This window comes from Ensifer adhaerens (assembly GCF_002007205.1).
Taxonomy (GTDB): domain Bacteria; phylum Pseudomonadota; class Alphaproteobacteria; order Rhizobiales; family Rhizobiaceae; genus Ensifer; species Ensifer adhaerens_D.
The window spans coordinates 41,591-66,386 of sequence record NZ_LAZS01000012.1 but is presented as its reverse complement, the minus strand read 5'-3'; the positions used below and the strand labels follow the sequence as shown (position 1 = coordinate 66,386).

At 62.2% G+C, this 24,796-nt stretch carries 22 protein-coding genes; 17 read left to right on the top strand and 5 right to left on the bottom strand.

Annotated elements, in window-relative coordinates; all coding sequences use genetic code 11:
- Positions 1-69 precede the first annotated feature (69 nt).
- Positions 70-2,703, top strand: coding sequence for an aconitate hydratase AcnA (gene acnA, locus XB14_RS25205; RefSeq protein ID WP_077965558.1), 2,634 nt, complete (start codon positions 70-72; stop codon positions 2,701-2,703).
- A 387-nt stretch (positions 2,704-3,090) separates the two neighbouring features.
- Here the strand turns inward: acnA and XB14_RS25200 are convergent, their stop codons facing one another.
- The 4 genes from XB14_RS25200 to XB14_RS25185 form a co-directional block, all read right to left on the bottom strand.
- Positions 3,091-4,014 (bottom strand): aldose 1-epimerase, encoded by a 924-nt coding sequence (locus XB14_RS25200; RefSeq protein ID WP_077965556.1) that lies wholly within the window; start codon positions 4,012-4,014, stop codon positions 3,091-3,093.
- A 3-nt stretch (positions 4,015-4,017) separates the two neighbouring features.
- The gene (gene araH / locus XB14_RS25195) at positions 4,018-4,968 is read right to left on the bottom strand and encodes an L-arabinose ABC transporter permease AraH (protein WP_077965555.1); all 951 of its coding nucleotides are present in this window, start codon (positions 4,966-4,968) and stop codon (positions 4,018-4,020) included.
- Positions 4,965-6,479, bottom strand: coding sequence for an L-arabinose ABC transporter ATP-binding protein AraG (araG, locus tag XB14_RS25190; RefSeq protein WP_077965554.1), 1,515 nt, complete (start codon positions 6,477-6,479; stop codon positions 4,965-4,967). Before araG ends, araH begins: the two co-directional genes overlap by 4 nt.
- 64 nt (positions 6,480-6,543) lie before the next feature.
- Positions 6,544-7,527 carry an arabinose ABC transporter substrate-binding protein gene (locus tag XB14_RS25185; protein WP_029742701.1) on the bottom strand — a complete coding sequence of 328 codons (984 nt, stop codon included), beginning with the start codon at positions 7,525-7,527 and terminating at the stop codon, positions 6,544-6,546.
- A gap of 149 nt (positions 7,528-7,676) precedes the next feature.
- Here XB14_RS25185 and XB14_RS25180 point away from each other — a divergent pair, with 149 nt between their 5' ends.
- The 6 genes from XB14_RS25180 (at position 7,677) to XB14_RS25155 (ending at position 14,010) form a co-directional block, all read left to right on the top strand.
- A complete protein-coding gene (locus XB14_RS25180; protein ID WP_143348540.1) occupies positions 7,677-8,477 on the top strand; it encodes a FadR/GntR family transcriptional regulator in 801 nt (266 codons plus the stop codon).
- Positions 8,478-8,533: 56 nt separating this feature from the next.
- Positions 8,534-9,682, top strand: a complete 1,149-nt coding sequence (dgoD, locus tag XB14_RS25175; RefSeq protein WP_077965550.1) for a galactonate dehydratase — start codon at positions 8,534-8,536, stop codon at positions 9,680-9,682.
- Positions 9,683-9,693: 11 nt separating this feature from the next.
- Positions 9,694-10,470, top strand: a complete 777-nt coding sequence (locus XB14_RS25170; RefSeq protein ID WP_077965548.1) for an SDR family oxidoreductase — start codon at positions 9,694-9,696, stop codon at positions 10,468-10,470.
- A gap of 160 nt (positions 10,471-10,630) precedes the next feature.
- On the top strand, positions 10,631-12,346 hold the full coding sequence (araD, locus tag XB14_RS25165; RefSeq protein ID WP_077965545.1) for an L-arabinonate dehydratase: 1,716 nt from the start codon (positions 10,631-10,633) through the stop codon (positions 12,344-12,346).
- A gap of 10 nt (positions 12,347-12,356) precedes the next feature.
- Positions 12,357-13,277 carry a dihydrodipicolinate synthase family protein gene (locus tag XB14_RS25160; RefSeq protein WP_077965542.1) on the top strand — a complete coding sequence of 307 codons (921 nt, stop codon included), beginning with the start codon at positions 12,357-12,359 and terminating at the stop codon, positions 13,275-13,277.
- Between the two features lie 31 nt (positions 13,278-13,308).
- A complete protein-coding gene (locus XB14_RS25155) occupies positions 13,309-14,010 on the top strand; it encodes a FadR/GntR family transcriptional regulator (RefSeq protein ID WP_179119666.1) in 702 nt (233 codons plus the stop codon).
- A 244-nt stretch (positions 14,011-14,254) separates the two neighbouring features.
- Here XB14_RS25155 and XB14_RS25150 read toward each other — a convergent pair whose 3' ends face one another.
- Complete coding sequence (locus XB14_RS25150; protein ID WP_234804143.1) at positions 14,255-15,145, bottom strand: GntR family transcriptional regulator; 891 nt, start codon at positions 15,143-15,145, stop codon at positions 14,255-14,257.
- A gap of 39 nt (positions 15,146-15,184) precedes the next feature.
- Between XB14_RS25150 and XB14_RS25145 the strand changes: the two genes are divergently transcribed.
- The 10 genes from XB14_RS25145 (at position 15,185) to XB14_RS25100 (ending at position 24,796) form a co-directional block, all read left to right on the top strand.
- Entirely contained in the window at positions 15,185-16,468 is a 1,284-nt protein-coding gene (locus XB14_RS25145) for an isocitrate/isopropylmalate dehydrogenase family protein (RefSeq protein ID WP_327327271.1), read from the top strand.
- A 118-nt stretch (positions 16,469-16,586) separates the two neighbouring features.
- Positions 16,587-17,570 (top strand): Bug family tripartite tricarboxylate transporter substrate binding protein, encoded by a 984-nt coding sequence (locus XB14_RS25140; RefSeq protein ID WP_077965535.1) that lies wholly within the window; start codon positions 16,587-16,589, stop codon positions 17,568-17,570.
- Positions 17,571-17,597: 27 nt separating this feature from the next.
- Positions 17,598-18,095: a tripartite tricarboxylate transporter TctB family protein gene (locus XB14_RS25135; protein ID WP_077965533.1), complete on the top strand. Its 498-nt coding sequence runs from the start codon at positions 17,598-17,600 to the stop codon at positions 18,093-18,095.
- 70 nt (positions 18,096-18,165) lie between these two features.
- Positions 18,166-19,689 (top strand): tripartite tricarboxylate transporter permease, encoded by a 1,524-nt coding sequence (locus XB14_RS25130; protein ID WP_077965532.1) that lies wholly within the window; start codon positions 18,166-18,168, stop codon positions 19,687-19,689.
- A 38-nt stretch (positions 19,690-19,727) separates the two neighbouring features.
- A complete protein-coding gene (locus tag XB14_RS25125) occupies positions 19,728-20,804 on the top strand; it encodes an Ldh family oxidoreductase (RefSeq protein WP_077965531.1) in 1,077 nt (358 codons plus the stop codon).
- Entirely contained in the window at positions 20,804-21,628 is an 825-nt protein-coding gene (locus XB14_RS25120; RefSeq protein WP_077965530.1) for a hydroxypyruvate isomerase family protein, read from the top strand. Before XB14_RS25125 ends, XB14_RS25120 begins: the two co-directional genes overlap by 1 nt.
- Positions 21,625-23,004 (top strand): NAD-dependent succinate-semialdehyde dehydrogenase, encoded by a 1,380-nt coding sequence (locus XB14_RS25115; protein ID WP_077965529.1) that lies wholly within the window; start codon positions 21,625-21,627, stop codon positions 23,002-23,004. Before XB14_RS25120 ends, XB14_RS25115 begins: the two co-directional genes overlap by 4 nt.
- 12 nt (positions 23,005-23,016) lie before the next feature.
- On the top strand, positions 23,017-23,442 hold the full coding sequence (locus tag XB14_RS25110; RefSeq protein ID WP_077967690.1) for a cupin domain-containing protein: 426 nt from the start codon (positions 23,017-23,019) through the stop codon (positions 23,440-23,442).
- Positions 23,439-23,738 (top strand): antibiotic biosynthesis monooxygenase family protein, encoded by a 300-nt coding sequence (locus XB14_RS25105; protein WP_077965528.1) that lies wholly within the window; start codon positions 23,439-23,441, stop codon positions 23,736-23,738. The genes XB14_RS25110 and XB14_RS25105 overlap by 4 nt, the downstream gene beginning before the upstream one ends.
- A 2-nt stretch (positions 23,739-23,740) precedes the next feature.
- Positions 23,741-24,796, top strand: coding sequence for an AbrB family transcriptional regulator (locus tag XB14_RS25100; protein WP_179119665.1), 1,056 nt, complete (start codon positions 23,741-23,743; stop codon positions 24,794-24,796).

Below are 24,796 nucleotides of genomic sequence, written 5' to 3'. Positions count from 1 at the left end.
GCATTTTATAATCACAATATGTAATTTGCTTACAGCATCCGCGTATCGATTTCGGGGGAAGGACGTCCATTGGCAACGCTTGCAGATCTCAACGTCAATGGTGTTGGCTATACGATCGTCGACTTGCCCGAGGAGGCGGGTGAGGCGCTGAAGCAGCTTCCCTATGTTCATCGCGTCCTGCTGGAAAACGTTTTGCGCACCGGCGGCGGAGATGCAGCGAGGGCAAAGGCCGCGATCCTTGATTGGCTCAAGACCGGGACGAGCGAGGCCGAGATTCCGTTTCTGCCCAATCGCGTCCTGATGCACGACACCACCTGCGGTCCGGCGCTTGTCGACATCGCGGCCCTGCGCTCCGCGTTAGCTGAGGCCGGTGGCGATCCCGCACTCCTCAACCCGGTTGTGCCGGTTGATGTCTCGACCGATCATTCGGTGGGCGTCGACTTCTTCGGCCAGGCGGGTTCTTTGGAGCAGAACATGGAGCGGGAGTTCCAGCGTAATGCTGAGCGCTATCGCTTCATGAAGTGGGCAATGAACACGCTGAACGACTTCACGGTGCATCCCCCCGGCACCGGCATCATGCATACGCTCAATCTTGAGAGGCTTGCCACCGTCGTGACGGGCAAGCGGGTGGACGGCGTCGATTGGGTGATGCCGGATACGCTGATCGGCACTGACAGCCACACGCCAATGATCAATGGTATCGGCGTGCTCGCCTGGGGGGTAGGCGGCCTCGAGGCGGAGAGCGTGATTTTCGGCATGCCGGTCACGCTCAAGGTGCCTGACGTTATCGGCGTGAAGCTGACAGGCAAGCTGAAGAGCGGCGTACTCGCGACCGACCTTGCGCTCACTGTCACCGAACAGCTCCGGAAGATCGATCTGCAGGATCGCTATGTGGAATTCTTCGGCGAGGGCGTTTCGTCGCTGACAGCGGGGGACCGGGCCGTCGTCGCCAACATGACGCCCGAGTTCGGAGGAAACAGCGGCTACTTCCCGATCGACGATCAGACGATCCGCTATCTCGAAATGACGGGGCGATCGACCGAGCAGCGTGCGTTGGTGGAAGCCTATGCCAAACGCACGGGTCTATGGTTCGACCCGAATTCCAATCCGCGCTACACCGACGTCGTCGAACTTGATCTTTTCACGGTCGAGGCGAGCCTCGCCGGGCCGATGCGCCCACAGGATCGACTCTCGGCCGGTGCAACGCGTCAAGCGATGGAGCCGCTCATCGGTGTGACTGGCGGCATCCCGCGCGCGGATCGGCCCGAGCACGGGGTGGTTGCGATTGCGGCGATCACCAGCTGTACCAATACGTCCGATCCCCGCCTGGTCGTCGCAGCGGGCCTCCTGGCTCGCAAGGCCCGGGCATTCGGGCTGAAACCGGCGCACTGGGTCAAGACCTCACTGGCACCAGGATCGCCCACCGCAGAGCGTTACCTGCGTCGTGCCGGCCTGCTCGACGATCTGGAAGCAGTTGGATTTGGCATCGTCGGCTATGGCTGTACGACCTGCATTGGCAATTCGGGCCCGCTGACGGAGCCGGTCTCCGGCGCGATGGACGAGCGTGGGATCGTTCCGGTGGCGGTATTGTCAGGCAATCGAAACTTCCCGGGACGTGTCCATCCTCGGCTCGAAGCTGGTTTCCTTGCATCGCCGCCCCTGGTCGTCGCGTTCGCGCTCGCGGGAACTGTATTGATCGATATCCTCCACGACCCGATCGCGACCACCGCCGACGGCAAGGAAATAACGCTTTCAATGTTATGGCCCACTAGCGCCGAGATTGACGAGACCCTGGCAAGAGGATCGAGCGCCGACGACTTCAAACCAGCCTATGATGATGCCGAGGCCAACGTCGTATGGGCAAAGCTGGACGCACCGACGAGCGTAGTCTTCCCGTGGGACGAACATTCGACCTACATCCGTAGGCCGCCTTTCGCAGGGTTCAGCAAAGGTAACTCGCTCGGTCACTACCAGGCGCACCCGCTCCTTGTGCTCGGCGATGACATCACAACGGACCACATCTCGCCGGCCGGTGCCATCCCGGTTGGTGGGACTGCGGGGAAGTACCTTGTCGAACGAGGGGAAAGCGCCACGGATCTCAACGTGTTCGCATCCCGGCGCGGCAACTGGGAGGCGATGGTGCGCGGGCTGTTCACAAACAAGACGGTGCGCAACCAGTTCGGGGGCGCCGACATTCCGGCGGGCTCGACCGTTCATGTTCCCTCTGGTGAGGTGTTACCCCTCTGGGACGCCGCTCTTCGCTATCGCAAGGATAGCCACTCGGTCGTCATTGTCGCGGGTGAACGCTATGGCATGGGCTCGTCGCGCGACTGGGCGGCCAAGGGCGTTTCGCTCCTTGGAGCGCGGGCTGTGCTGGCGTTGAGCTTTGAGCGTATCCACCGCACCAATCTGATTGGCATGGGAATCTTACCTTTGCGGCTCCCGTCGGGATTCGACCTCGATCGGTTGGGGCTTGAGCCAGGGGATGTCATTAGCGTGAATGCCGAGGAAGACGCTCTCGCGCCTCGTTGTTCCGTGCCGGTGTCAGTTCGAAAGGAGGACGGAACCAGTTTCACTTTCGAAGCGACCGCAGCCATCGAGACGCGTGCGGAAATCCGGATACTTAGAGCTGGTGGCATCCTGCCGACGGTCCTGAATTTGCTAACCAACGCAGCGTCAGGCCACGACACTTCTTTGGAGTAGTCTTCGCATTGCCGACGAGAAAACTTACGGGTCTGCCGTTCGATTTCTATCAAGGCGAGCGATGATGACTCCCAGCCGACGACCGCGTCAGGATCGCTGGACTCTAGCGGCAGCGTCTGGCTCACGACGCCACGCGCCAGTGCTGCAGCCCAAACCATTCAGCAGCGCGGAACTTCCGGCTGCAAGCCAAATCGGCACTACCAGGGCGACCTTGGCGCAAGTCCTTGCGCGAGGGTCGGGTCATCCGCTACGCAACTGCAACGAAACCCTGCTCCCGTTCCAGTTCGACTGCCACATGGTTGGCACTGCGTTTAAGCGATTCGAGGGATTTGGAGCCCGAGGCCTTCGCAAAGCGAGCGACATGAGCAGCATCCCCCCAGGCGACACCTATGTGCTTATGTTTTGCACGAACGGAGATAACATCGATGTCGCTGCCAGTTCCTCGATGCGCAGCGCGATCGTCCCAGTCAGGGACTGGTGAGGTTCCACCGTTACCAGACCGCCATCGTGTTGATCGCGATGCGCGTTCGGCCGGTGGCTCATCGGCTCGAAGCAAAAGAAGCTGCTTGTCGCCGACGGCGAGTAGAGAACGAAGAACCGAAAATGCCCATCGGCTTCCAGCGAAGCGGCGAGCCCCGTTTCCGGCCATTCGATGCGGGCTCGTCCATCCCAGCCGTCGAAGGCATTGTTCAGCCAATCCGGCGGCAAGGGGGAGCCGGAGGCAAAGTTCATGTTCTGAAAAATGGGGACGGGGCGGTCTGGCAGATGACCTTCCCGTTCGCTCCAACATCGGTCGGCACGGGCGACGAGGCGCGTTTCAGGCGTGCGCGGAAAGTATGGATGGAAGCCCAGTCCGTAGGGCAGGGCCTGGTCGGCGCGGTTGGTAATGGAGAGCGAGAGGATCAGGCGTGCTCCGTCGATGGCGATCGTCTCGACCGCTTCATAGGCAAAAGGTGTGGCGAAGCTTGCCTCTTGGTCAAAGCGAAGGGTGAGCGATTGCCGGTCGCGCTGCAGGATCGACCAACGCCCAAGCCAGCCGTCTCCGTGTAAAACGAGCGGATCGCTGGTGTTGGCCGCCAGCCTGTAGTCGCGACCGTCGAATTGGAAGCCATTGGCCTCGATGCGGTTGCCGAAGGGCACCAACGGAAAGCAGGCCTCGGCGCCGAACACTTGCGAGGCAAGCCCCGGTGCCGGCGTCGGTGCGAACACAGGAACGCCGCACCAGCGGGCCGACAGGATCGCCCCGCCTAGCGGGCTCACCTCCACGGTGAGCCCTTCTTCGTTTTCGAGGAGGGCGATGTCTTTCGTCATGCCCTAACTGCGACGACCGGCGGCAGCCGAGCGCAGATTGTCGAGCAGCACCGCGAGCAGAAGGATCAGGCCGCGCACGACATACTGGTAGAAGGCCTGGATGTTGAGCAGGTTCATGACGTTCTCGGCAATGCCCATGATAAGAACACCGACGATCACGCCGGTCATCGCTGCGCGGCCGCCGGCAAGCGAGACGCCGCCGAGCACGCAGGCCGAGATGACGGAGAGTTCAAGCCCGGTCGCCGCATTCGGCTGGCCGGATGTGATGCGTGAGGCGAGAAGCACGCCGGCAACGGCACAGACGAGGCCCTGCAGCGCAAAGATCCAGATGCGCATGTTGGAGACGTTGACACCGGCAAGCCGCGAAGCCTCCGGATTGCCGCCGATCGCCAGCGTGTTCTTGCCGAAGACCGTGCGGTTCAAGACGAAGCCGAAGACGAGGAAGAAGAAACCCATGACCCAGATCGGTGTCGGGATCCCCAGGAATTTCGACAGCGCGAGTTGGTAGAAGCTCGGATCGTTGATGCCGACGGCGCGGCCATCCGAGGCAATCAGTGCGAAGCCGCGGACGATCTGCATGGTGGCAAGCGTCGTGATCAGCGCGTTGATGCGGAAATGGGCGATGACCACGCCATTGACGAGCCCGACGAAGCCGCCGCACAGAAGTGCTGCCGCAAGCCCGATCAGGATCGATCCGGAGGCGTTCGAAGCCATGACGGCGACCATGCCGGAAAATGCGACCGTCGAGCCGACGGAAAGATCGAAGTCGCGCGAGGCGAGGCAGAACATCATCGTGCAGGCGACGATGCCGATAGTGACGACGGACTGCAGCAGCCCGAGCATATTGCGCTCAGTCAGGAAGTTCGGAACCGTCAGTGCCACGATGGCGAAGGCGACGGCGAAGATGACGACGAGACCCTGTTCGCCGAGAAGAAGTTTTTTCAAGGAAGTCATGACGGCTGAACCTGCTCGGTTGGAACATCGGGAAGGGCGGCGGCAAGGATGCGGCGCTCGTCGAAATCGGCGCGCGCGATGTCGGCGGCGATCCGGCCCTGGCACATGACGAGGATGCGATCGGTGATGCCCATTACCTCCGGCAATTCGCTGGAGATGACGACGATCGCCATGCCCTGACCGGCGAGTTCGTAGAGGATTTCGTAAATCTCCGACTTGGCGCCGACATCGATGCCGCGCGTCGGTTCGTCGATGATCAGGACTTTCACACCCTGTTCGGAAAGCCAGCGGCCCAGGATGACCTTCTGCTGGTTGCCGCCGGAAAGATTGATGATGTCCTGCCTGCGGGACGGCGTGCGCACCCGAAGCTTGGCGATGAAACGATCGGCAAGCTCCGCTTCCTTCTTGAGGTCGAGGATGCCGAAGGGGGAAAAGTGCCGACGCGACGAGATCGCCATGTTTTCTTCGATGCTGCGCCCCTGGACGATGCCGTCGAACTTGCGGTCCTCGGGACACAGGACCATACCGGCGCGGATCGATTGCGGCGGGTTGTCGGCCGGCACGATCGTGCCGTCGATCGTCACGGTTCCCTGGTGACGCTTGTCTGCACCATAGACCAGCCGGGTCATCTCGCTGCGGCCGGCGCCGATCAGGCCGAAGAAGCCGAGGATTTCGCCGCGCCGGACTGAGAAACTCAAGGGTGTTTTCAGTTTCGGCCCGCAGATCGCTTCGACGCGCAGACGTTCAACGCTGAGATCGCGGCCCCGCCAACCCCAGATGTTGGAGATTTCGCGCCCGACCATTTCGGCGATGATCTGGTCGCGCGTGACCTCGGAAATGTCAGGATGATGGGCGGCAAGCTTGCCGTCGCGCAGCACCGTCAGGCTGTCGCAAAGCCGGAAGATCTCGTCGAGCCGGTGGGACACATAGAGGATCACGGTGCCGTTCGAGCGCAGACGATCGATAAGGGCAAAGAGGATTTCGCTTTCGCGGGACGACAGCGACGAGGTCGGCTCGTCGAGCGCAATGACGCGCGCATCGAGCATGACCGCCTTGGCGATTTCGACCATCTGCCGTGCGCCGATCGACAGCGAGGCGATCTTGGCCGAGGGATCGACATCGATGCCGATCTCCGCCAGTTTCTCGCCGACGACGCGGATCAGCTGGCGACGATCGATGACGCCGCCCTTACCCGGGAAGTGGCCGAGCCAGAGATTTTCGGCGACCGTCAGTTCAGGAACGAGTTGCAGTTCCTGGTGGATGACGATGACGCCGGCGCGGAAGGCATCGCGCACGGAGCGATAGCCTTGCGCCTCACCTTCGATACGGATCTCGCCCTCATCGGCTGTCTGGTCGCCGGAGAGCAGACGAATGAGCGTCGACTTGCCCGCCCCGTTTTCGCCCATGAGCCCGTGGACGGCGCCTTTCCGGACGGAGAACGAGACGTCCGACAGCGCCTGGACGCCGGGATAGCCCTTGGAGATGGACCGGAATTCGAGAAAATCTTGCATGCGCGGCTCCGAAGCAGATTGCCCGGCGGTCGAGCCGCCGGGCCGATGGTGTCGCGGAACGCGATTACTCGATGCCGAGGTCCTTGCGCACGGCTTCGTAGTTATCGCGCAGTGCCAGCTGGCCGGCGGTGAGCGTCAGCTTTTCCGGCTCCTTGCCGTTGGCGATCCACTCGTACATGTTGAGCGCGGTCTCGTAGCCGTGACGCTTCGGCGAGATGATGACCGTGCCGAAGAAGCCGGTGGCTGCAGGCTTCTTGAACTCGTTGATCGCCGAATCCGCGCCGCCGATGCCGACGCCGATCATGCTGTCGGGAGCAATGCCCACCGTCTCGGTCGCGCGTACCGCGCCGAGTACCGCTTCGTCATTGAGGCCGATCGCGACCCACTTCTTGATGCCGGCGTTCTTGTTGAGCACGATCGTCGAGGCGTTGAGCGCTGCCTCCGTGTCGGTCTTGGCCTGCGGCGCATCGAAGATGTTGGCTTCCGGGAAGCCGTTGGCCTTGAGAACCGAAAGTGCGCCCTCGACGCGGTCGACCGCGGTCGGGAGCTGGTCGTAGGAAACGCGGATCGCGCCGACGTCCTTCATGTCCCAGCCGCGCTTCTTGATTTCGTCGACGAGGGCCTGGCCGACGGCCTCGCCGATCTTCGTCGCCGAAATGCCCATGTGGGGAACGTCTTCGATCGGGCTGCCGTCGGCGTTGACCAGCCGATCGTCGACGGTCATCAGCTTGAGGTCGTTGGCGGCAGCCTTGGCGACGATGCCGGGTCCGAGCTTGACGTCGGGCGTGCAAACGATGAAGCCCTGGGCGCCCTGGGCGCCGAGGTTGTCGATCGCCGACTGGACCTTCTCGCCGTCTTCCGCGCCGATCTTGACGAGCGTGAAGCCCTTTTCCTTGGCGGCGACGTCGGCGAACTTCCATTCATCCTGGAACCACGGCTCTTCCGGCTGCTTGACGATGAAGCCGATCTTGACGTCGGCAGCAAACGCCGAGGTTGCCGCAAACACGGCGACGGTGCCAGCCAGAATGGCTGCCTTGATAAAGCGCATGATGTCTCTCCCTGGTGAACTGCCTCCTGCAGTGAGCATTTGTGTATGATGAATCATCATATTCGTCAATTGCCTTTGTATGATGAATACGATAGTGATGTATAACGATAACGTGCTTCGCTGCGTTGTCGCCTTCAGGCGTCTGCGCTATGGAGCGACAGGGAGACGGGAGCGGGAGGAAAGTGGCGGTGGAAGAGCAGGATTATAGCAACGGCGCGGAGGAGCGCGGCCAGCGTCGCCCTCGCGTTCAGAAGAATGTGACGCGCGCCATCGCCTCGGACATCTGCGCCGACGTCTTTCCGGTCGGCTCTTTCCTGCCGCGTGAAAACGACCTGTGCGAACGTTATGGCGTCAGCCGGACAGTCATTCGCGAAACCTTGAAGGTGCTGGAATCGAAGGGCATGGTCCGCGGCCGTTCCCGGGTGGGCACGATCGTCTGCAACAAGGATGAGTGGAACATCCTCGATTCCCAGGTGCTCGAATGGATCGGCGAGCGCATCTTTGAATTCGACCTTTTGAACTGCGTTCTGGAGGCGCGCCGTGCGATCGAGCCGGCGGCCGCTGAGTTTGCCGCCGAACGCGCGACCGTCCAGGAAATTGCCGACCTCGAGCGCGCCTGGCAGGCGATGCGTGACGGCGAGCGCGATGTCGTCGGCTTCACCGATGCCGACGTCGCCTTTCATACCTGCCTGCTCAAGGCCAGCCACAACCAGGTCTTCCTGCAACTCGTCGGCATCATCCAGGCGGCGCTGAAGTTCTCGCTGTATGCCTCCAATGAAGTTGCCGAACGTCGTGACGAAGCAATCGACATCCATGGCGAACTGGTCGAGGCACTGCGCCTGCGCGACAAGGCGAGGGCGCGCGACTGTTCCACGCGCATGCTGGATCTTGCCGCCCGCGACCTCAAGCTTGCCGTAGAACGTCACCGGCCCGCCCCGTCGGCGCGCTGAAACCCCTTCCCGGCGGCCGATGTCGTCGCCTTGTTTGACCCAGCGGATATCGCACCATGAAGATCACCAAGCTCACCACCTACATCGTTCCGCCGCGCTGGCTGTTTCTGAAGATCGAAACCGACGAGGGCATTGTCGGCTGGGGTGAGCCGGTCGTCGAAGGCCGCGCCCTGACCGTGGAAGCCGCCGTCAACGAGCTTTCGGACTACCTGATCGGCAAGGATCCGTTGCTGATCGAGGACCATTGGCAGGTGATGTATCGCGGCGGTTTCTACCGCGGCGGCGCGGTCCACATGTCGGCGATTGCCGGCATCGACCAGGCGCTCTGGGATATCAAGGGCAAGGCCTATGGCCAGCCGATCCATGCGCTCTTAGGCGGCCAGGTGCGGGACCGCATCAAGGTCTATTCCTGGATCGGTGGCGACCGTCCGTCCGATGTCGCCAAAAATGCCCGCGACGTCGTCGCGCGCGGCTTCAAGGCGATCAAGCTCAATGGCTGCGAGGAGATGCAGATCGTCGACACCTGGGAGAAGGTGGAAAAGGCGGTCGAAACCATCGCGACGATCCGCGAGGCGATCGGCCCGCATATCGGCATCGGCGTCGACTTCCACGGCCGCGTGCACCGGCCAATGGCCAAGGTTCTGGCCAAGGAATTGCAACCCTTCAACCTGATGTTCATCGAGGAGCCGGTGCTTTCGGAAAATCGCGAGGCGTTGAAGGAAATCGCCAACCATTGCTCGACGCCGATCGCGCTTGGCGAACGGCTCTATTCGCGCTGGGATTTCAAGTCGGTGCTGGCCGACGGTTATGTCGACATCTTGCAGCCGGACCTGTCGCATGCCGGCGGCATCACCGAATGCCGCAAGATCGCGGCGATGGCCGAAGCCTATGACGTCGCGCTGGCGCCGCATTGCCCGCTCGGGCCGATCGCCCTTGCCGCCTGCCTCCAGGTCGACGCCGTCAGCTACAACGCCTTCATCCAGGAGCAGAGCCTCGGCATCCACTACAACGAGGCCAACGACATCCTCGACTACATCTCCAACAAGGAGGTGTTCCACTACGCGGACGGCTTCGTGTCTATCCCGCAAGGCCCTGGCCTCGGCATCGAGGTGGACGAGCAATATGTCATCGAGCGCGCAAAGGAAGGCCATCGCTGGCGCAACCCGATCTGGCGCCACGCCGATGGCAGCGTCGCCGAGTGGTAGGGAGCGCGGACATGGCGGGTCGTCTTGAGGGAAAACGCGTCGTTATCACGGGTGCGGCACAGGGGATCGGCCTTGCGATCGCCGAGACATTCCTTGCGGAAGGGGCGAGCCTCTTTCTCATCGACCGTGACGGCGACCTGTTGGCGAGCGAAGCGGAGCGCCTGCGCGCGGCGGGCGGGAAGGTCGGCTACACGACGGCCGACATCACGGACGCAGATGCCATCGAGCAAGCGGTTGCCAATGCTGCCCATGAAATCGGAAAGCCGAATGCGCTGGTCAACAATGCCGGCGTCAACGTCTTCTTCGAGCCGCTGAAGCTCTCGGATGCCGATTGGCAGCGCTGCTTCGACATCAATCTCAAGGGCGCTTGGAACTGCAGCAAGGCCGTGCTGCCGGGCATGATCGAGGCGGGCGGCGGCGTCATCCTCAACATCGCCTCCACCCACGCCTTTACCATCATCCCGCACACCTTCCCCTATCCGGTCGCCAAACATGCGCTTCTCGGCATGACCAAGGCGCTGGGGCTCGAATATGCCGGGCAGGGCGTACGCGTGAATGCGCTGGCGCCGGGCTATGTGCGCACGCAGAAGGCGGTGGAATACTGGAGCAGCTTCCCCGATCCGGCCGCGGCCGAGGCGGAGACAATGAAGCTCCATCCCGGCGGCCGCATCGCAACGCCGGAGGAAATCGCCAAGGCTGCACTCTTCATGATCTCCGACGAATGCCCGTTCATGAACGCCACCTGCCTGACGGTCGATGGCGGCATGAGCGTGCTGCACCATCCCTGAGCGACCACTTCGACAGCTTCCTCGACTTTCTGCGGCCTCCGGCGTCACCCGCCGGAGGTTTTTCTTTGCCTTCACGATAGGCCGTCCATCGCTTGACCGAGAATAACTCCGATTATATGAGAAATACGAACGAGGCGCTCAAGGTAATCGGAGAGGACACATGTCGAGGAAATTGAGATCGCAGCATTGGTTTGGCGGACTGGACAAGGATGCGTTCATTCATCGCAGCTGGATGAAGAACAATGGTTTGCCCAATGATGTCTTCGACGGGCGGCCGGTGATCGGCATCTGCAACACCTTCTCGGAGCTGACGCCCTGCAATGCGCATTTCCGCGGGCTGGTCGAGCACATCAAGGCAGGCGTGCTCGAGGCCGGTGGCCTGCCGCTGGAGTTCCCGGTGTTTTCCTGCGGCGAGTCCAATCTGCGGCCGACCGCCATGCTTTTCCGCAACCTCGCCTCGATGGACGTAGAGGAGGCGATCCGCGGCAACCCTATCGACGGCGTCGTGCTGATGGCGGGCTGCGACAAGACCACGCCGTCGCTGGTGATGGGGGCCGCCTCCTGCGATCTTCCTTCGATTGTCATCTCCGGCGGGCCGATGCTGAACGGCCGTTTCAAGGGGCGCACCATCGGCTCAGGCACCGATGTCTGGAAATTCTCCGAAGACGTGCGTGCCGGCGTCATGTCGCAACAGGATTTCATGGCGGCCGAAAGCGCCATGTCGCGCTCGCCGGGCCACTGCATGACGATGGGCACCGCATCGACCATGGCCTCGATGGTCGAGGCTCTGGGCCTCGCGCTGCCCGGCAATGCGGCCTGTCCGGCGGTTGATGCCGGCCGTGCCCGGCTGGCGCGGCTGACCGGGCGGCGGATCGTCGAAATGGTTGCCGAGGACCTGCGCCTGTCGAAGATCCTGACCCGTGACGCCTTCGCCAATGCCATCCGCGTCAACGGTGCGATCGGCGGCTCCACCAACGCCGTCGTGCATCTCCTGGCAATCGCCGGTCGGATCGGCACGGAGCTCTCGCTCGACGACTGGGATCGGTTCGGTCGCGATATTCCGACCATCCTCAACCTCATGCCTTCGGGTCGCTATCTGATGGAGGATTTCCACTACGCCGGTGGGCTGCCCGCCGTCATGAAGGAGATTGCCGCGCTTCTGGAACTCAGCGCCCTGACCGTGACGGGACGGAGCGTCGGCTCCAACATCGAAGCGGTCGAGAATTACAACGACGATGTCATCCTGCCGCTCGATCGGGCCCTGACGTCGAGTGGCGGCATCGCCGTGCTGCGCGGCAACCTTGCGCCTGACGGCGCAATCATCAAGCCGTCTGCCGCAACGCCAGCGCTGATGCAGCACCGCGGCCGCGCCGTCGTGTTCGAAACCATCGACCACTACAAGGCGCGGATCGATGACCCGGATCTTAGTATCGACGAAACCTCGATCATGGTGCTGAAGAACTGCGGCCCGAAGGGCTATCCGGGCATGGCCGAGGTGGGCAACATGGCTCTCCCGCAGAAGCTCTTGAAAAAGGGCGTGCGCGACATGGTCAGGATCTCGGATGCCCGCATGTCGGGAACGGCCTTTGGCACCGTCGTCCTGCACACGGCGCCCGAAGCCGCGGTCGGCGGCCCGCTCGCATTGGTGAACGATGGCGATTGGATTGAACTCGACGTCGCCGGCCGTCGCCTCCACCTCGATGTCAGCGAAAAGGAACTGGCGCGCCGAAAAGCCGGCTGGACTGCGCCGACGCCGGAAATGGTCGGCGGTTACCAGGGCCTCTATGTCGAACGCGTGATGCAGGCCGACACCGGCGCGGATCTCGATTTTCTCGTCGGCAGCCGCGGCCACGCGGTTCCGCGCGAAAGCCATTGAGGAGGCGACGGTGGACGACTTCCGCATCGAAAACCTCCACGGCATCCACGCCATCCTCTACGCGCTCTTCGACAAGGAGGAGAAGCTCGACCGCGCCGCCATGCGGCGCCAGACGGAAATCTGCCTGGCGAGCGGCGTGCACGGCATGGCAGGGCTCGGCCTTGCGACCGAGGCCTCCAAGCTCGACGAGGCCGAGCGCATGGCAATCATGGAGTGGCTGGTCGAGGATACGGCCGGCCAGGTGCCGGTCGCCTTGACGATCTTTGGCTCGTCGGTCGAGGAACAGGTGCGCCAGGCGCGACATGCGGCGGGCATCGGCGCCGACTGGCTGATCCTCCAGCCGCCGATGGTCGGCCAGTTCTCGGCCGTTGAATATATCCGCTTCTTCGGCCGCGTCGCCGACCAGGCCGATCTGCCGCTTGCCATTCAGAACGCCCCGGCCCTGATGGGACGAGGGCTGACGGCCGCCGATATTCGCGAGCTGGTGCGCCAACACCCCAACATTCGGCTGGTGAAGGGCGAGGGGCCGGTCGTCGACATCGCGCATCTGATCGAGGTCACCGAGGGCCGACTGCCTGTGTTCAATGGCCGGGCGGGCCTCGAAATGCTGGAGAACCTGCGCATCGGTTGCCACGGGCTGATCCTTGCGCCTGATTCGATCGACTATGCCGTGCGCGCCTATGAGTTCTTTTCAGACGGCTGGGACGAGCACGCAGAAAGTGCCTACCGGCGGATGCTGCCGGGCGTGGTCTTCACCATGCAGGGCATCGAGACGCTGCTTTGCTACGGCAAACGCCTCTTCGGCGAGCGGGCCGGCATCACGATCCACGACCGTTCACCCGCGATGCGGCCGACAGCGGTCGGCCTCGAGATGGCCCGGCGTTATGCAGGCGCCTTGGGCGCTTTTCCTGACGCTGGCGACCGGCTATGAACGAGGTCGAGATGCAACGGGGAGGGCGCACATGAAGGCAATCGCTCGGGAGGATCGCGGCCTGCCGGCCCGCATCGCAGGCGATATCGGCCGGCGAATTACGCTGGGTGAGCTGAAGGTCGGCGATACCCTGCCGAAGGAGGCCGACATGCTTGCGACGCTCGGCGTCAGCCGCACGACGCTGCGCGAAGCGCTAAAGATCCTCTCGACCAAGGGTTTCATCGAAGCCAAGCCCCGCCTCGGGACCCGGGTGAAGGCAGCGGAGCACTGGAACACGCTCGATCCTGTCGTGCTTTCCTGGCAGGGTGATGCTGAAGATCAGGAGGCGCTTGCCGAAGAACTGTTTGAAATCCGCCTGTCGATCGAGCCGCTCGCCGCGCGGCTTGCGGCAAAGCGTGGTTCCGCAGCGGAACACGCTGAAATCCGCGCTGCATTCCAGCGCATGGCGGAGGGGAACGTGCGTGTCGAAGAGGCGATCGAGGCCGATATCGCCTTCCACCTGCAGATCTTCCAGGCGGCGCACAACCGCTTTCTTCTGCCGGTTGCCTCAGTCATTCGAGCAGCGCTCTCGATCAGTATCCCGAAGACGATGGCAGCAACTGGCGGTTTTGGCCAATCTCTGGCCCAGCATGAGGCGATCCTGCTCGCGATCGAAGAACGCGACGAGGACAAGGCATTCGAACGCGCTGCAACCCTGATCGCCGCGACCTACAAGCGCAATTTCGCCTCATGACCAACTGCTCCGACATTGGCGCATGCGCTCGGCACTCCTCCACATCCTCGGTCGCCGCTTTTAGCAAAACTGAAAGTTGTTGAGGCGATTTATATTCGAGCAATCCCGGAATCAACGGCCCCGCGACTTTCTGACAACATGCCAGCCGGAGTTGGCTGAAAAGTTCAGTTACGATGGCGCTACTGATGGCAGGCTTGGCAAGTGTCTCTCGCCGCCGTCGGAGCAAGATTTAGGGTGAATTGCGTTAGCCTCGCATCTCTCTCGCAACCGTTTTCAGGCGGCTAAGGTCTCCAAGGTGTCGTGCCATGTAGCACGACGCTTCTTCGTTTTTCCCCGCAAGGATCAGGTCCAAAAGTTCGATGTGCTCGCGGCAACGTTCGCGCGCGCTGTCGCGGTCGAGCATCTGGCGATAGTCGATGAGCCGGCGCAGGCGGTCGAGCCTGTTCAGTGCATCGATGAAGAAACTGTTCTGGCAGCATTCGATGATCGCCTCGTGCATCCCGCTGTTTAGTCCAAACAGCTTTGCATCCGACACGGTCCAGATGCCGCCGTTGACCAGCCACTCCTGTTCCTCGCGGCAGCGCAGAAGTGCAGGTCGGTTCAGCTTGAAGGTCGGCTCCAGCAATGCGGCTGGTTCGATCAACAGGCGAAAGCGGTAGCTGTCTTCGTAAGCCTGGAGCGAAGTGAGGACCGGCAGAAATGCCCAGCCGTGGCCCGGCAGACGCTCGATCCAGCCCTCATTGGCCATGCGCAGCAGGATTTTTGACAGCCGGCCTTTCGTGAGATCGTAGCGGCGCAGAAACTCGCTTTCCGTGATCTTTTCCGGCAGACGGCCGTGAAGGCGGTCGTCGGCGATCGTCAGATAGATCTGTTCGTCATCCTCTGTGGAGGCGGATTCCAGTGACAGTTTCTCAGCCGCCCCGATATCGGCGATCATGTAGCCGCCACCTTCGCCCTGTTTCAGCACGCCCGCTTCGTGCAGCAACTTCATGGCGTTGCGCACCGGCGAGCGTGATACCCGGAACTGTTCTGCAAGCTTGCGTTCCACCAGGCGATCGCCCTCGGAAAGCTTGTCGGTGCGAATATGGGCGACGATCTGGTCGGCGAGGCTGACGATCAGCGGGGTGGTCTGCAAGGCTAAGCTCCCGATTTTGCTCATCTATGCCACAACGCGGTGACGACGCCAAGAGATTTTGGTTTTTCTCTATTGCAAAATACCAAGCGACGGCGTAATTGGTATTTTAGAGGAGAAAAAGACCAAGTCGGTCTGGAGGACTCCAATTCGATCTTTGCTTGTTCGACGCCGGCGCCAAGTCGGCGAACGATCTCGCGTGGCCTCCGCCATCTCCTGAACGGTGAGGAAGACATGACGATTAAACTTCTCGTACTGCCAGGTGATGGGATCGGTCCGGAAATCACGACCGCGACCTTGGAGGTGCTGAAGGCTGCCGACGCTGCAACCGGCGTGGGGCTCGACTTCGAGTTCAAAGACATTGGCCTCAAGTCCCTTGCCGAGCAGGGCACGACGCTACCGGATGCGGTGATGAAGCGCGTGCCCGAGGTGGATGGGGTCATCCTTGGGCCGGTCTCGCACTATGAATATCCCTCGCGCGACAGGGGCGGGATTAATCCGTCCGGCGAACTCAGAACCAAATTCGAGCTTTACGCCAACATTCGCCCCTGTCGCTCGCGCGACGGGCTAACCATTCTTCGCAAACCCATGGACCTCGTCCTGGTGCGCGAGAATACGGAAGGCTTCTACTCTGACCGCAACATGTATGCCGGAACTGGCGAATTCATGCCTGATCCGGATATGGCGTTTTCGATCCGCAAGGTGACCGCCAAGGCGTCTTCTCGCGTGGCCAAGACGGCTTTCGAACTGGCACGCCACCGCCGCAGGAAGGTGACCGCGGTGCATAAGGCCAATGTCGTCAAGCTGTCAGACGGGCTGTTCCTGCGCGAAGTGCGCAAGATCGCAGAAGCCTATCCGGATATTCACCTGGAAGAGCTGATCGTCGATGCGGCGGCCGCCCATCTCATTCGTTCCCCGGATCGCTTCGACGTCATCGTCACCACCAACATGTTCGGCGATATCCTCTCGGATGAGGCCTCGGAGCTCTCGGGTAGCCTTGGTCTTGGTGGATCCATCAACGCAGGTGACGATATCTGCGTCGCACAAGCCCAGCATGGCTCGGCACCTGACATCGCCGGCAGGAACGTGGCGAACCCGACCTCGCTCATTCTTTCGGCCGGCATGCTGCTTGATTGGCTCGCTCGCCGTCGAAACGACCCGCGCCTCGCGCGTGCCGCGGCACTCATCGAATCAGCGATCGACGCCGCGTTGCGGGAGCCGCAATCACGCACGCGCGACGTTGGCGGAGGTCTCGATACCGACGCCTTCACCGCGAAGGTGGTGGATGCCATTCGCGCCGCCGGTGCTTCGACGTCGGCCGCGTGAGCACACCTGCAATTCCCGAAAGGGCAAGCCGGGAATGTGTTCCGGCGATCCTGGAGGAGGGGGCCGAGTGGCGGTCCCTGGGATCGAACAACACAGACACATGGATGGAGGAGTTTCCATGAAGAAGATCACACGACGCGTCTTTTCGACGGCGCTGGCCGCCGCTGCAACGGCAATGCTGGTCCACCAGGCGACCGTTCCCGCCTTCGCGCAAGAACAGCTGGAATCCCTGCACATCATGGCCCCGAGCAGCCCTGGCAGTGGTTACGACCAACTGGCTCGAACCATTCAGACCATTCTGCAAGGAGGCAAGATCACCGGACCGGTCGAGGTTCAGAACGCTGCCGGCGGCGGCGGAACGGTTGGCCTTTCGCAGTTCGTGACGACCAAGCCGCGCCATCCGTCGGCCCTGGTCATCGGTTTTGCGTTGGTCGGCGGCGTGTTGACGACCAAGTCGCCCGTGACGCTCGACCAGACTGTTCCGGTCGCGAGGCTCATGGGGGAAGCCGATGCCATCGTGGTGCCGGCGAATTCCGATATCAAGACGATGGATGACCTTGTAGCCCGTCTGAAGGCAGATCCGGCGAAGGTCTCCTGGGCCGGTGGCTCGATCGGCGGCATCGATCACGTCGCTGCGGGCTTGATCGCCAAGACCGTCGGCGTCGACCCGAAGAAGATCAACTACGTGGTGCATGCTGGTGGCGGCGAGGTGCTGGCCTCGACACTTGGAGGCCATGCGACCGTTGGCATCAGCGGCTATGAGGAGTTCCGCGCGCAGGTCGAGGCCGGCCAGCTTCGCGCGCTTGCCGTCACCGGCGACACTCGTATCCCGGGGGTCGAGGTACCGACGCTGAAGGAGGCGGGCGTTGATCTCGCCGTCATGAACTGGCGCGGGATCATGGCGCACCCGAAGCTCGCCGATAAAGATCGAGAAGGGCTCGAAAACGCGATCGCCGCCCTCGTCAAGACCCCCGAGTGGAAGGCTGCCCTCGAGAAGCGCGGCTGGATCGACACCTATCTGCCTGCAGACGCTTTCGGCGCGTTCCTCGCCGACGAGCAGAAGCGCGTCGAGGGCGCATTGAAGGAAGTCGGGCTGCTCTGACCGGCGTCCACGTTGGGAGGTGTCATCATGTTGAAATCGGCCAATTTCCGGATCGGGGAGACAATCCTCGGACTTGCATCGCTCGGTCTCGGCCTCTTCATCGGTGTCGAGACATGGTCGACGCCTCCCATCGCAGCGCAGACGGTGATCGGACCAGGTCTGTTTCCTGCCCTCATCGCCACGGGACTGATCCTCGTCGGCCTGCAGCTTCTCTGCGAGGCTTATCTTCATCGCTTGCAGGCGGAGGAATTTCCCGAGCTCGACTGGAAGGCCGTCATCCTTGTGGCTGCTGCCTTCGCGTCACAGCTCGTGTTGCTTGAGAGGCTCGGCTGGATCGTCTCCGGCACCTTCCTCTTCGCCGTCTCGGCAATGGCCTTCGGCAGCCGGACCCATCTCCGCAATCTCCTGATCGGGCTGTTGCTGACCGCGCTGACGTATCTCGTGTTCGACTACGGGCTCGATCTCGATCTGCCGACTGGCAGCTACGTCGAAGACCTGATCGATCTTGCCGGCGGCTCCGTTTGAAGTCGCGCTCGGTTCGAATGTTGAAACCAGAGACCTGGCCGAATTCTCATAGCCCAAGGGCGGAATGAACATGGATACCCTAGCAGCACTCTTCCACGGCTTTGCCGTTGCCGCCACGCCATACAATCTGTTCTGGTCCCTCGTCGGCGTGACTCTGGGAACAGCGATCGGCGTTCTTCCCGGCATCGGACCGGCGCTGACGGTCGCTTTGCTTCTGCCCGTCACCTACGGGATGGAGCCGACAAGCGCCTTCATCATGTTTGCCGGCATCTACTATGGCGCCATGTATGGCGGATCGACCACCTCTATCCTGCTCAACACGCCTGGTGAATCCGCATCCATCGTCACGGCGCTCGACGGCCACGCCATGGCGCGCAAGGGCCGCGGTGCGCAGGCGCTGGCCACCGCTGCGATCGGCTCCTTCGTCGCCGGCACCATCGCCACCATCGCGCTCACCTTCGTCGCGCCGCTGATGGTGAAGATCGCGCTGCTTTTCGGCCCGACGGAATACTTCGCGCTGATGGTGCTTGCGCTCACTACCGTCACCGCGGTGCTTGGCGATTCGCTCTCTCGGGGTCTTGCGAGCCTGCTGTTCGGACTTGCGCTGGGGCTTGTGGGGATAGATCTGCAGACCGGTCAGGCCCGGTTTACGCTCGGCATTTCGGAGCTGCTCGACGGCATCGACGTGGTGGTTGTTGCAGTCGGCCTCTTCGCCGTCGGGGAAACTCTCTTCACCGTCGCCCGTCACTGTTTCGAAACCGAGGAACTCTATCAGCTCAAGGGCTCCAAGTGGTTGAGCCGTGAGGACTGGCGTCGCTCCTGGAAGCCCTGGTTGCGTGGTACGGCCCTTGGTTTTCCGATCGGCGCGCTCCCGGCCGGCGGCAGCGAGATCCCGACATTCCTGTCCTATCTGACGGAAAAACGCCTTTCCAAGCACCCGGAAGAGTTCGGTCATGGTGCGATCGAGGCGGTCGCCGGACCGGAAGCGGCCAATAACGCTTCAGCCGCGGGCGTGCTTGCGCCTCTCCTGGCGCTCGGTCTGCCGACCTCGGCGACAGCGGCGATCATGCTGGCAGCTTTCCAGCAATACGGCATCCAGCCGGGACCGCTGCTCTTTGATAACAACCCCGAGCTCGTCTGGGGACTGATTGCCAGCCTCTATATCGGCAACGTCATGCTGCTTCTGCTCAACCTGCCGCTTGCCGGGGTCTGGGTAAAACTGCTCGCCATCCCGCGTCCGTGGCTCTACTCAGGCATCCTGCTGTTTGCGACGATGGGCGCCTATACGCTCAACAACAATATCGTCGACGTGGCCTTGCTCTGGATCATTGGCGTCATCGGCTTTGGCATGCGGGTGCTCAACGTCCCGGTCGCGCCTTGCATCGTTGGCTTGATCCTTGGACCGCTCGCCGAGCAGCAGTTCCGTCGCGCCCTGACGATCAGTCAGGGGGATGCCAGCGTCTTCTTCACCCACCCGATCTCGCTCGCGCTGATTGTCATCGCTCTGACGCTTGTTCTCGTGCCTACCGTCTTGCGCTGGCGTGCTGCACGCCAGGCAAGCGAAGCCGCAAACCAAGCCGCAAACCAAGTCTGAGCCTTGTCGTCGGTCACCGATCAACCAGGAACATCGCCATGTCGAAAGTCACATACTTCTCCGTCGACGAACTGACTGCCTTCGCGACGAAGATATTCGCCGGCACTGGAATGTCAGAGCCAGATGCGGCCACGATCGCCCGCGATCTGGTGAAGGCCAATCTGCGCGGTATCGACTCCCACGGGGTCTCGCGGATCCCGATGTATGTCGAGCGGCTGCAGCGCGGGCTGGTGAACCCGAAACCCATAATCGGCGTGCAGAAGGTTGCCGGAGCCGTCTCTCTTGTCGATGGCGACAATGGCATGGGGTTCCTTGCCTCACACAAGGCGACGGAAGAAGCAGTTGAGCTCGCGAGGACCAACGGCATCGGCCTGGTCGGGGTTCACCGCAGCACCCACTTTGGCATGGGTGCGCTTTACGCGCTGCAGGCGATCGAGGCCGGCTATATCTCGATGATCTTCACGAACTCGTCGCCAGCGATCCCGATGTGGGGCGGGCGTACCACCTTCCTCGGTGCAAGCCCGATCGCTGCGGGCATCCCGGGCGGTAAACACGCGCCCTATGTGATGGATATGGCGATGACCGTGATCGCCCGCGGCAAGATTCGCCTTGCGGCAATGAAGGGCGAAGCCATTGCGGAAGGACTTGCACTGGACGTGGACGGCAATCCGACGACGGACGCGGCCAAGGCGTTCGAAGGCGTCTGCCTGCCGTTTGGTGGGGTCAAGGGTTCCGTGCTTGCAACATTGATGGACCTCATGTCCGGCGTGCTCACCGGCGCAAACTTCGGCGGCGACGTGAAGAGCCTCTATTTCGATCACAGTGAGCCGCAGAACGTCGGCCACCTCTTCTTTGCCATCAAGCCTGATCTGTTCATGTCGCTCGAGAACTTCGATGCGCGCATGGACGAATTCTACGAACGCATCAAGGCGCTGCCGAAGGCGGCTGGTGTCGGGGAGATCATGATGCCGGGCGAGCCGGAACAGCGCCGCGAGGAGGAGCGCTTGGGGACCGGGATTCCGATCACCGAGAATGTCGTTGCCGACCTGATGAAGGAAGGCGAACGCATCGGCGTGGACTTCCCGACCGGCCGCGCATCCGGCGAGGCCGCCTGATGAACCGCTTGTCAGCCCATATCGCCTACTTGTTCACGGAACACACCCTTCCGGAAAGGATAGAGGCGGCGGCCGACGCCGGGTTCACGGCGATCGAGCATCCTAGTCCATGGCATGTTCCCGCAACCGAAATGCGATCGCGTCTGGTCGCGAGCGGCCTCTCGTTCGCGCAGCTCTGCGCGGCTGTCGGTGACGCCAGCAAAGGCGAAAAAGGCTTGGGCGCACTTCCTGGTCGCGAACGCGAATTTCGCGAGAGCTTCAACCGGGCGCTCGATTACGCGGTCGCCGTCGATTGCCCCTTCGTGCACCCGATGGCGGGTGTCCCAGGCAATGCCGAGATGTCGGCGGCGGCGGAAACCTATCATCGCAATCTGAGCTATGCCGTGGAGCGAACAACGGGCACGAGCGTCAAGATCCTCATTGAGGCAATCAGTGAGGCGGCAGTGCCGGGCTACTTCATGTCCACGCTCGACCATTCGAGCCGAATTCAGGACATCTTCGGACCCGGCAATCTCTCGCTGCTGGTTGACACCTTCCATGCATGCTCAAACGGCGTCGATCTGGCGCAGTGGATAGAGGCCAACGCGCACCGGGTCGGGCATATCCATATCGCCGATTATCCGGACCGGCATGAACCCGGAACCGGAGCAATCGACTTCGAAGCACTTCTCGATGCCCTGGCCGAACACGCCTACGAAGGCGCAATCGGCTTCGAATACATCCCTTCCAAGACCACAATCGACAGCGCCGCTTTCCTTCCCGGCTGGAAGCAATCGATCGGCGCCAAGTTGCAGCAGATGCGGCAAGACAGGAGGTTCGCATGATCACAGCAATCAATCCGGCAACGGGCAAGGAACTGGCGCGTTTCGAGGCGCATGACGATGCCTATGTCGACGCCGCCCTTTCTGCGGCCTGCTCCGCCCAGAAGGTTTGGCGCAAGGTGCGCGTCGAAGAGCGAGTTGGCCTTCTTCGAGGCATGGCGAGGGCGCTGCGAGCCGGCAAGGCCCGCTATGCCGAGATGATCACGCTCGAGATGGGCAAGCCCATTGCCGAGGCCGAAGCCGAGATCGAGAAGTGCGCCTACAACTGCGATTTCTACGCCGAGCATGCGCCGTGCTATCTTGCTGACGAGCCGATCAAATCCAATGCGTCCGAAAGCGTCGTCGCCTTCGATCCGCTCGGCATCGTTCTGGCCATCATGCCGTGGAACTATCCCTTCTGGCAGTTCTTTCGTTTCGCCGCACCCGCCTTTGCGGCCGGTAACGGCGCCATCCTCAAGCATGCCAACAACGTGCCGCAATGCGCGCTGGTGATCGAAGAGATCCTGAAAGAGGCGGGCTGCCCTGAGGGGCTTTTCCGCACGCTTCTGATCGAGCCCCAGAAGGTCGCGGGCCTCATCGCCGACGACCGCATCGCTGCGGTTACTTTGACGGGCTCCACTGAGGTCGGCGCGATTGTCGCCGCGCAGGCCGGCAAGGCGTTGAAGAAGCAGGTGCTGGAACTCGGCGGCTCCGATCCGTTCATCGTGCTTGCCGACGCCGATCTGGAGCAGGCGGCCGCCGTTGCCGTCAAGGCGCGCTACATCAATGTCGGCCAGTCCTGCGTCAACGCAAAGCGGTTCATCGTCGAGGACGCGGTCGCCGATCGTTTCGTCGAGCTTTTCTGCGCGGGCGTTGCCAAGCTGAAGATCGGTGATCCCCTTGAGCGCGACACGAATATCGGGCCAATGGCGCGTGCCAATCTCTTGAGCGGTCTGCATACCCAGGTGGAAAAGACGGTCGCGGCCGGTGCGACTCTCAAGATGGGCGGCAAGCCGATCGATGGCCAGGGCTTCTACTATCCCCCGACCGTGCTCGATCATGTGACTGAGGAAATGACCGCTTTCCGCGAAGAAACCTTCGGACCTGTCGCGGCGATCATCCGGGCAACAGATGCCGAGGAAGCGATCCGCCTGGCAAACCAGACCGAATTCGGACTCGGCTCGGCGATCTGGAGCAAAGACGTTGATAGGGCGCGCAAGCTCGCGCGCGATCTGGATGCCGGTGCCGTCTTCATCAACGGCATGGTCGCATCCGATCCGCGTTATCCCTTCGGCGGCATCAAGCGCTCCGGCTATGGTCGCGAACTTGGGGTCTATGGCATTCGCGAGTTCGTCAACATCAAGACCGTCTGGATCGGCCCTGCCGCCGCGGCAAAGTAAGGGATGGCTTTGATGACCCAACCAGCAATACTTCGCCCGCGTGAACTGCCGACCAACGACCGTGGCGGTGGTGCGCGCACCACGCCGCTGGTCACGCGCGAATGTGGGTCGACCAGCATGATCAACGGCATCACCGCCTTTGATCCGGGTGCTGCGATCGGGCTACACAAGCACAATTGCGAAGAAAGCGTGATGGTGATCGAAGGCCAGGCGATCGCGGAGGTCGACGGTGTGCGGCACCATCTCGATACAAACGATACGACCTGGATACCGGCAAACGTGCCGCACCGTTTCATCAATGCATCTGCGACTGCCCCGATGCGGATCTTCTGGATCTACGCCTCGATTGATGCGACGCGAACGATGATTGCGACCGGCGAGGAACGGGCGATTGATGCCGAGCACGGGCATCAGTCCGGCGGGGGAGGCGGCAAGTGATCCTGGAGGTTGCAGAAATCAGTATCCAGCCGGGCAGCGAGCGTGCCTTCGAAGACGGTGTTCGGCAGGCCGTGCCACTTTTCTTGAGGGCCAAGGGATGCCACGGCCTGTCCCTGCACCGTGTCGTTGAGATGCCGTCGGTTTATCGTCTGGTGGTCAAGTGGGAGACGGTCGACGATCACATGATCGGATTCCGAAATTCGGACGATTTTGAGGAGTGGCGGCGGCTCGTCAGCCACTGCTTCGACGGTGCACCGAAGGTGACCCATACCGAGGCGCTGGCCTCCTATGGGTGATGATGCGTAGTAAAACTGCGGCAACAGGCCGTTTCTTGCTGACGGTGGCGCTCGGATCGGCTGGCGGCTGGGTCATGTGGCATCTGCATTTGCCGCTGGCGTGGCTGCTCGGCGCGATGATCGCGACCGGGCTCGGTGCGCTGCTTGGAGCACCGGTGTCGATGCCGGCCTTTGCGCGCCCGCCCATGACGGCGATCATTGGGGCGATGCTCGGAACTTCGTTCTCTCCGGCCATCTTCGAGCATGCCGGGCTGTGGCTGGTTTCGCTTGGTGGCCTTGCTGTCTTCATCGCGGTCGCGGGCGCATCGGTCTATGCCTATTTTCGCTTCGTTGCCGGCTTCGACCATCCGACAGCCTTCTTCTCCGCGATGCCGGGCGGGCTCGTCGAAATGGTGACGCTCGGCGCCGAGCGCGGTGGCGACGAGAAGATGATCGCGCTCATCCACGCCGCCCGTATCTTTCTGGTCGTCCTGTCCTTGCCGTTCCTTGTTCAGGTCGCCACTGGGATCACCCTGGATCGGAACGGCGCTGACTATGTCGCGCTCGCAAGCGTCAACCTTGAGGACTTTCTGTGGTTCTGCACGGCTATCGTGATCGGTGTCGGCGCCGGCGCAGTGCTGCGCTTGCCGGCGCGATACCTGCTCGGCCCGATGTTGCTCAGCGCCATCATGCATCTCGCAGGGTTGACCGAGTTCGTCCTGCCGAGCGTGGCCCTCGGCCTGGCGCAGGTGGTGATCGGCGCCACGATCGGCTGTCGCTTCGCCATGGCCTCGCCACGAACGATCATGAAGGCCGTGGGCCTGTCGATCGGCTCCACCGTCCTGTTGCTCTGTGTGTCGCTCGCCTTCGCCGCTGGTCTTTCCCATCTGACCGGCGACCGCTTCATCGCGCTCGTGCTCGCTTACTCTCCGGGCGGTGTCGCCGAAATGAGCCTGATTGCTCTGTCGCTTGGCATAGAAGTGCCCTTCGTCGTTCTCCATCACATCGCCCGGGTGTTCCTCGTCGTTGCGGGATCGGCCGCGGTGTTTAGGCTCGCCGGACGGGGCAGACAGGGATGA

What these genes read in the sequence shown, in the direction of transcription:
- XB14_RS25110 (WP_077967690.1), top strand. Translation starts at nt 23,017, where the DNA reads ATGACCCAACCAGCAATACTTCGCCCGCGTGAACTGCCGACCAACGAC.
- XB14_RS25180 (WP_143348540.1), top strand. Translation starts at nt 7,677, where the DNA reads ATGGAGCGACAGGGAGACGGGAGCGGGAGGAAAGTGGCGGTGGAAGAG.
- XB14_RS25155 (WP_179119666.1), top strand. Translation starts at nt 13,309, where the DNA reads ATGAAGGCAATCGCTCGGGAGGATCGCGGCCTGCCGGCCCGCATCGCA.
- XB14_RS25100 (WP_179119665.1), top strand. Translation starts at nt 23,741, where the DNA reads ATGCGTAGTAAAACTGCGGCAACAGGCCGTTTCTTGCTGACGGTGGCG.
- XB14_RS25185 (WP_029742701.1), bottom strand. Translation starts at nt 7,527, where the DNA reads ATGCGCTTTATCAAGGCAGCCATTCTGGCTGGCACCGTCGCCGTGTTT.
- XB14_RS25120 (WP_077965530.1), top strand. Translation starts at nt 20,804, where the DNA reads ATGAACCGCTTGTCAGCCCATATCGCCTACTTGTTCACGGAACACACC.
- XB14_RS25170 (WP_077965548.1), top strand. Translation starts at nt 9,694, where the DNA reads ATGGCGGGTCGTCTTGAGGGAAAACGCGTCGTTATCACGGGTGCGGCA.
- XB14_RS25140 (WP_077965535.1), top strand. Translation starts at nt 16,587, where the DNA reads ATGAAGAAGATCACACGACGCGTCTTTTCGACGGCGCTGGCCGCCGCT.
- araG (WP_077965554.1), bottom strand. Translation starts at nt 6,479, where the DNA reads ATGCAAGATTTTCTCGAATTCCGGTCCATCTCCAAGGGCTATCCCGGC.
- XB14_RS25125 (WP_077965531.1), top strand. Translation starts at nt 19,728, where the DNA reads ATGTCGAAAGTCACATACTTCTCCGTCGACGAACTGACTGCCTTCGCG.
- araD (WP_077965545.1), top strand. Translation starts at nt 10,631, where the DNA reads ATGTCGAGGAAATTGAGATCGCAGCATTGGTTTGGCGGACTGGACAAG.
- dgoD (WP_077965550.1), top strand. Translation starts at nt 8,534, where the DNA reads ATGAAGATCACCAAGCTCACCACCTACATCGTTCCGCCGCGCTGGCTG.
- XB14_RS25115 (WP_077965529.1), top strand. Translation starts at nt 21,625, where the DNA reads ATGATCACAGCAATCAATCCGGCAACGGGCAAGGAACTGGCGCGTTTC.
- XB14_RS25135 (WP_077965533.1), top strand. Translation starts at nt 17,598, where the DNA reads ATGTTGAAATCGGCCAATTTCCGGATCGGGGAGACAATCCTCGGACTT.
- XB14_RS25130 (WP_077965532.1), top strand. Translation starts at nt 18,166, where the DNA reads ATGGATACCCTAGCAGCACTCTTCCACGGCTTTGCCGTTGCCGCCACG.
- XB14_RS25200 (WP_077965556.1), bottom strand. Translation starts at nt 4,014, where the DNA reads ATGACGAAAGACATCGCCCTCCTCGAAAACGAAGAAGGGCTCACCGTG.
- araH (WP_077965555.1), bottom strand. Translation starts at nt 4,968, where the DNA reads ATGACTTCCTTGAAAAAACTTCTTCTCGGCGAACAGGGTCTCGTCGTC.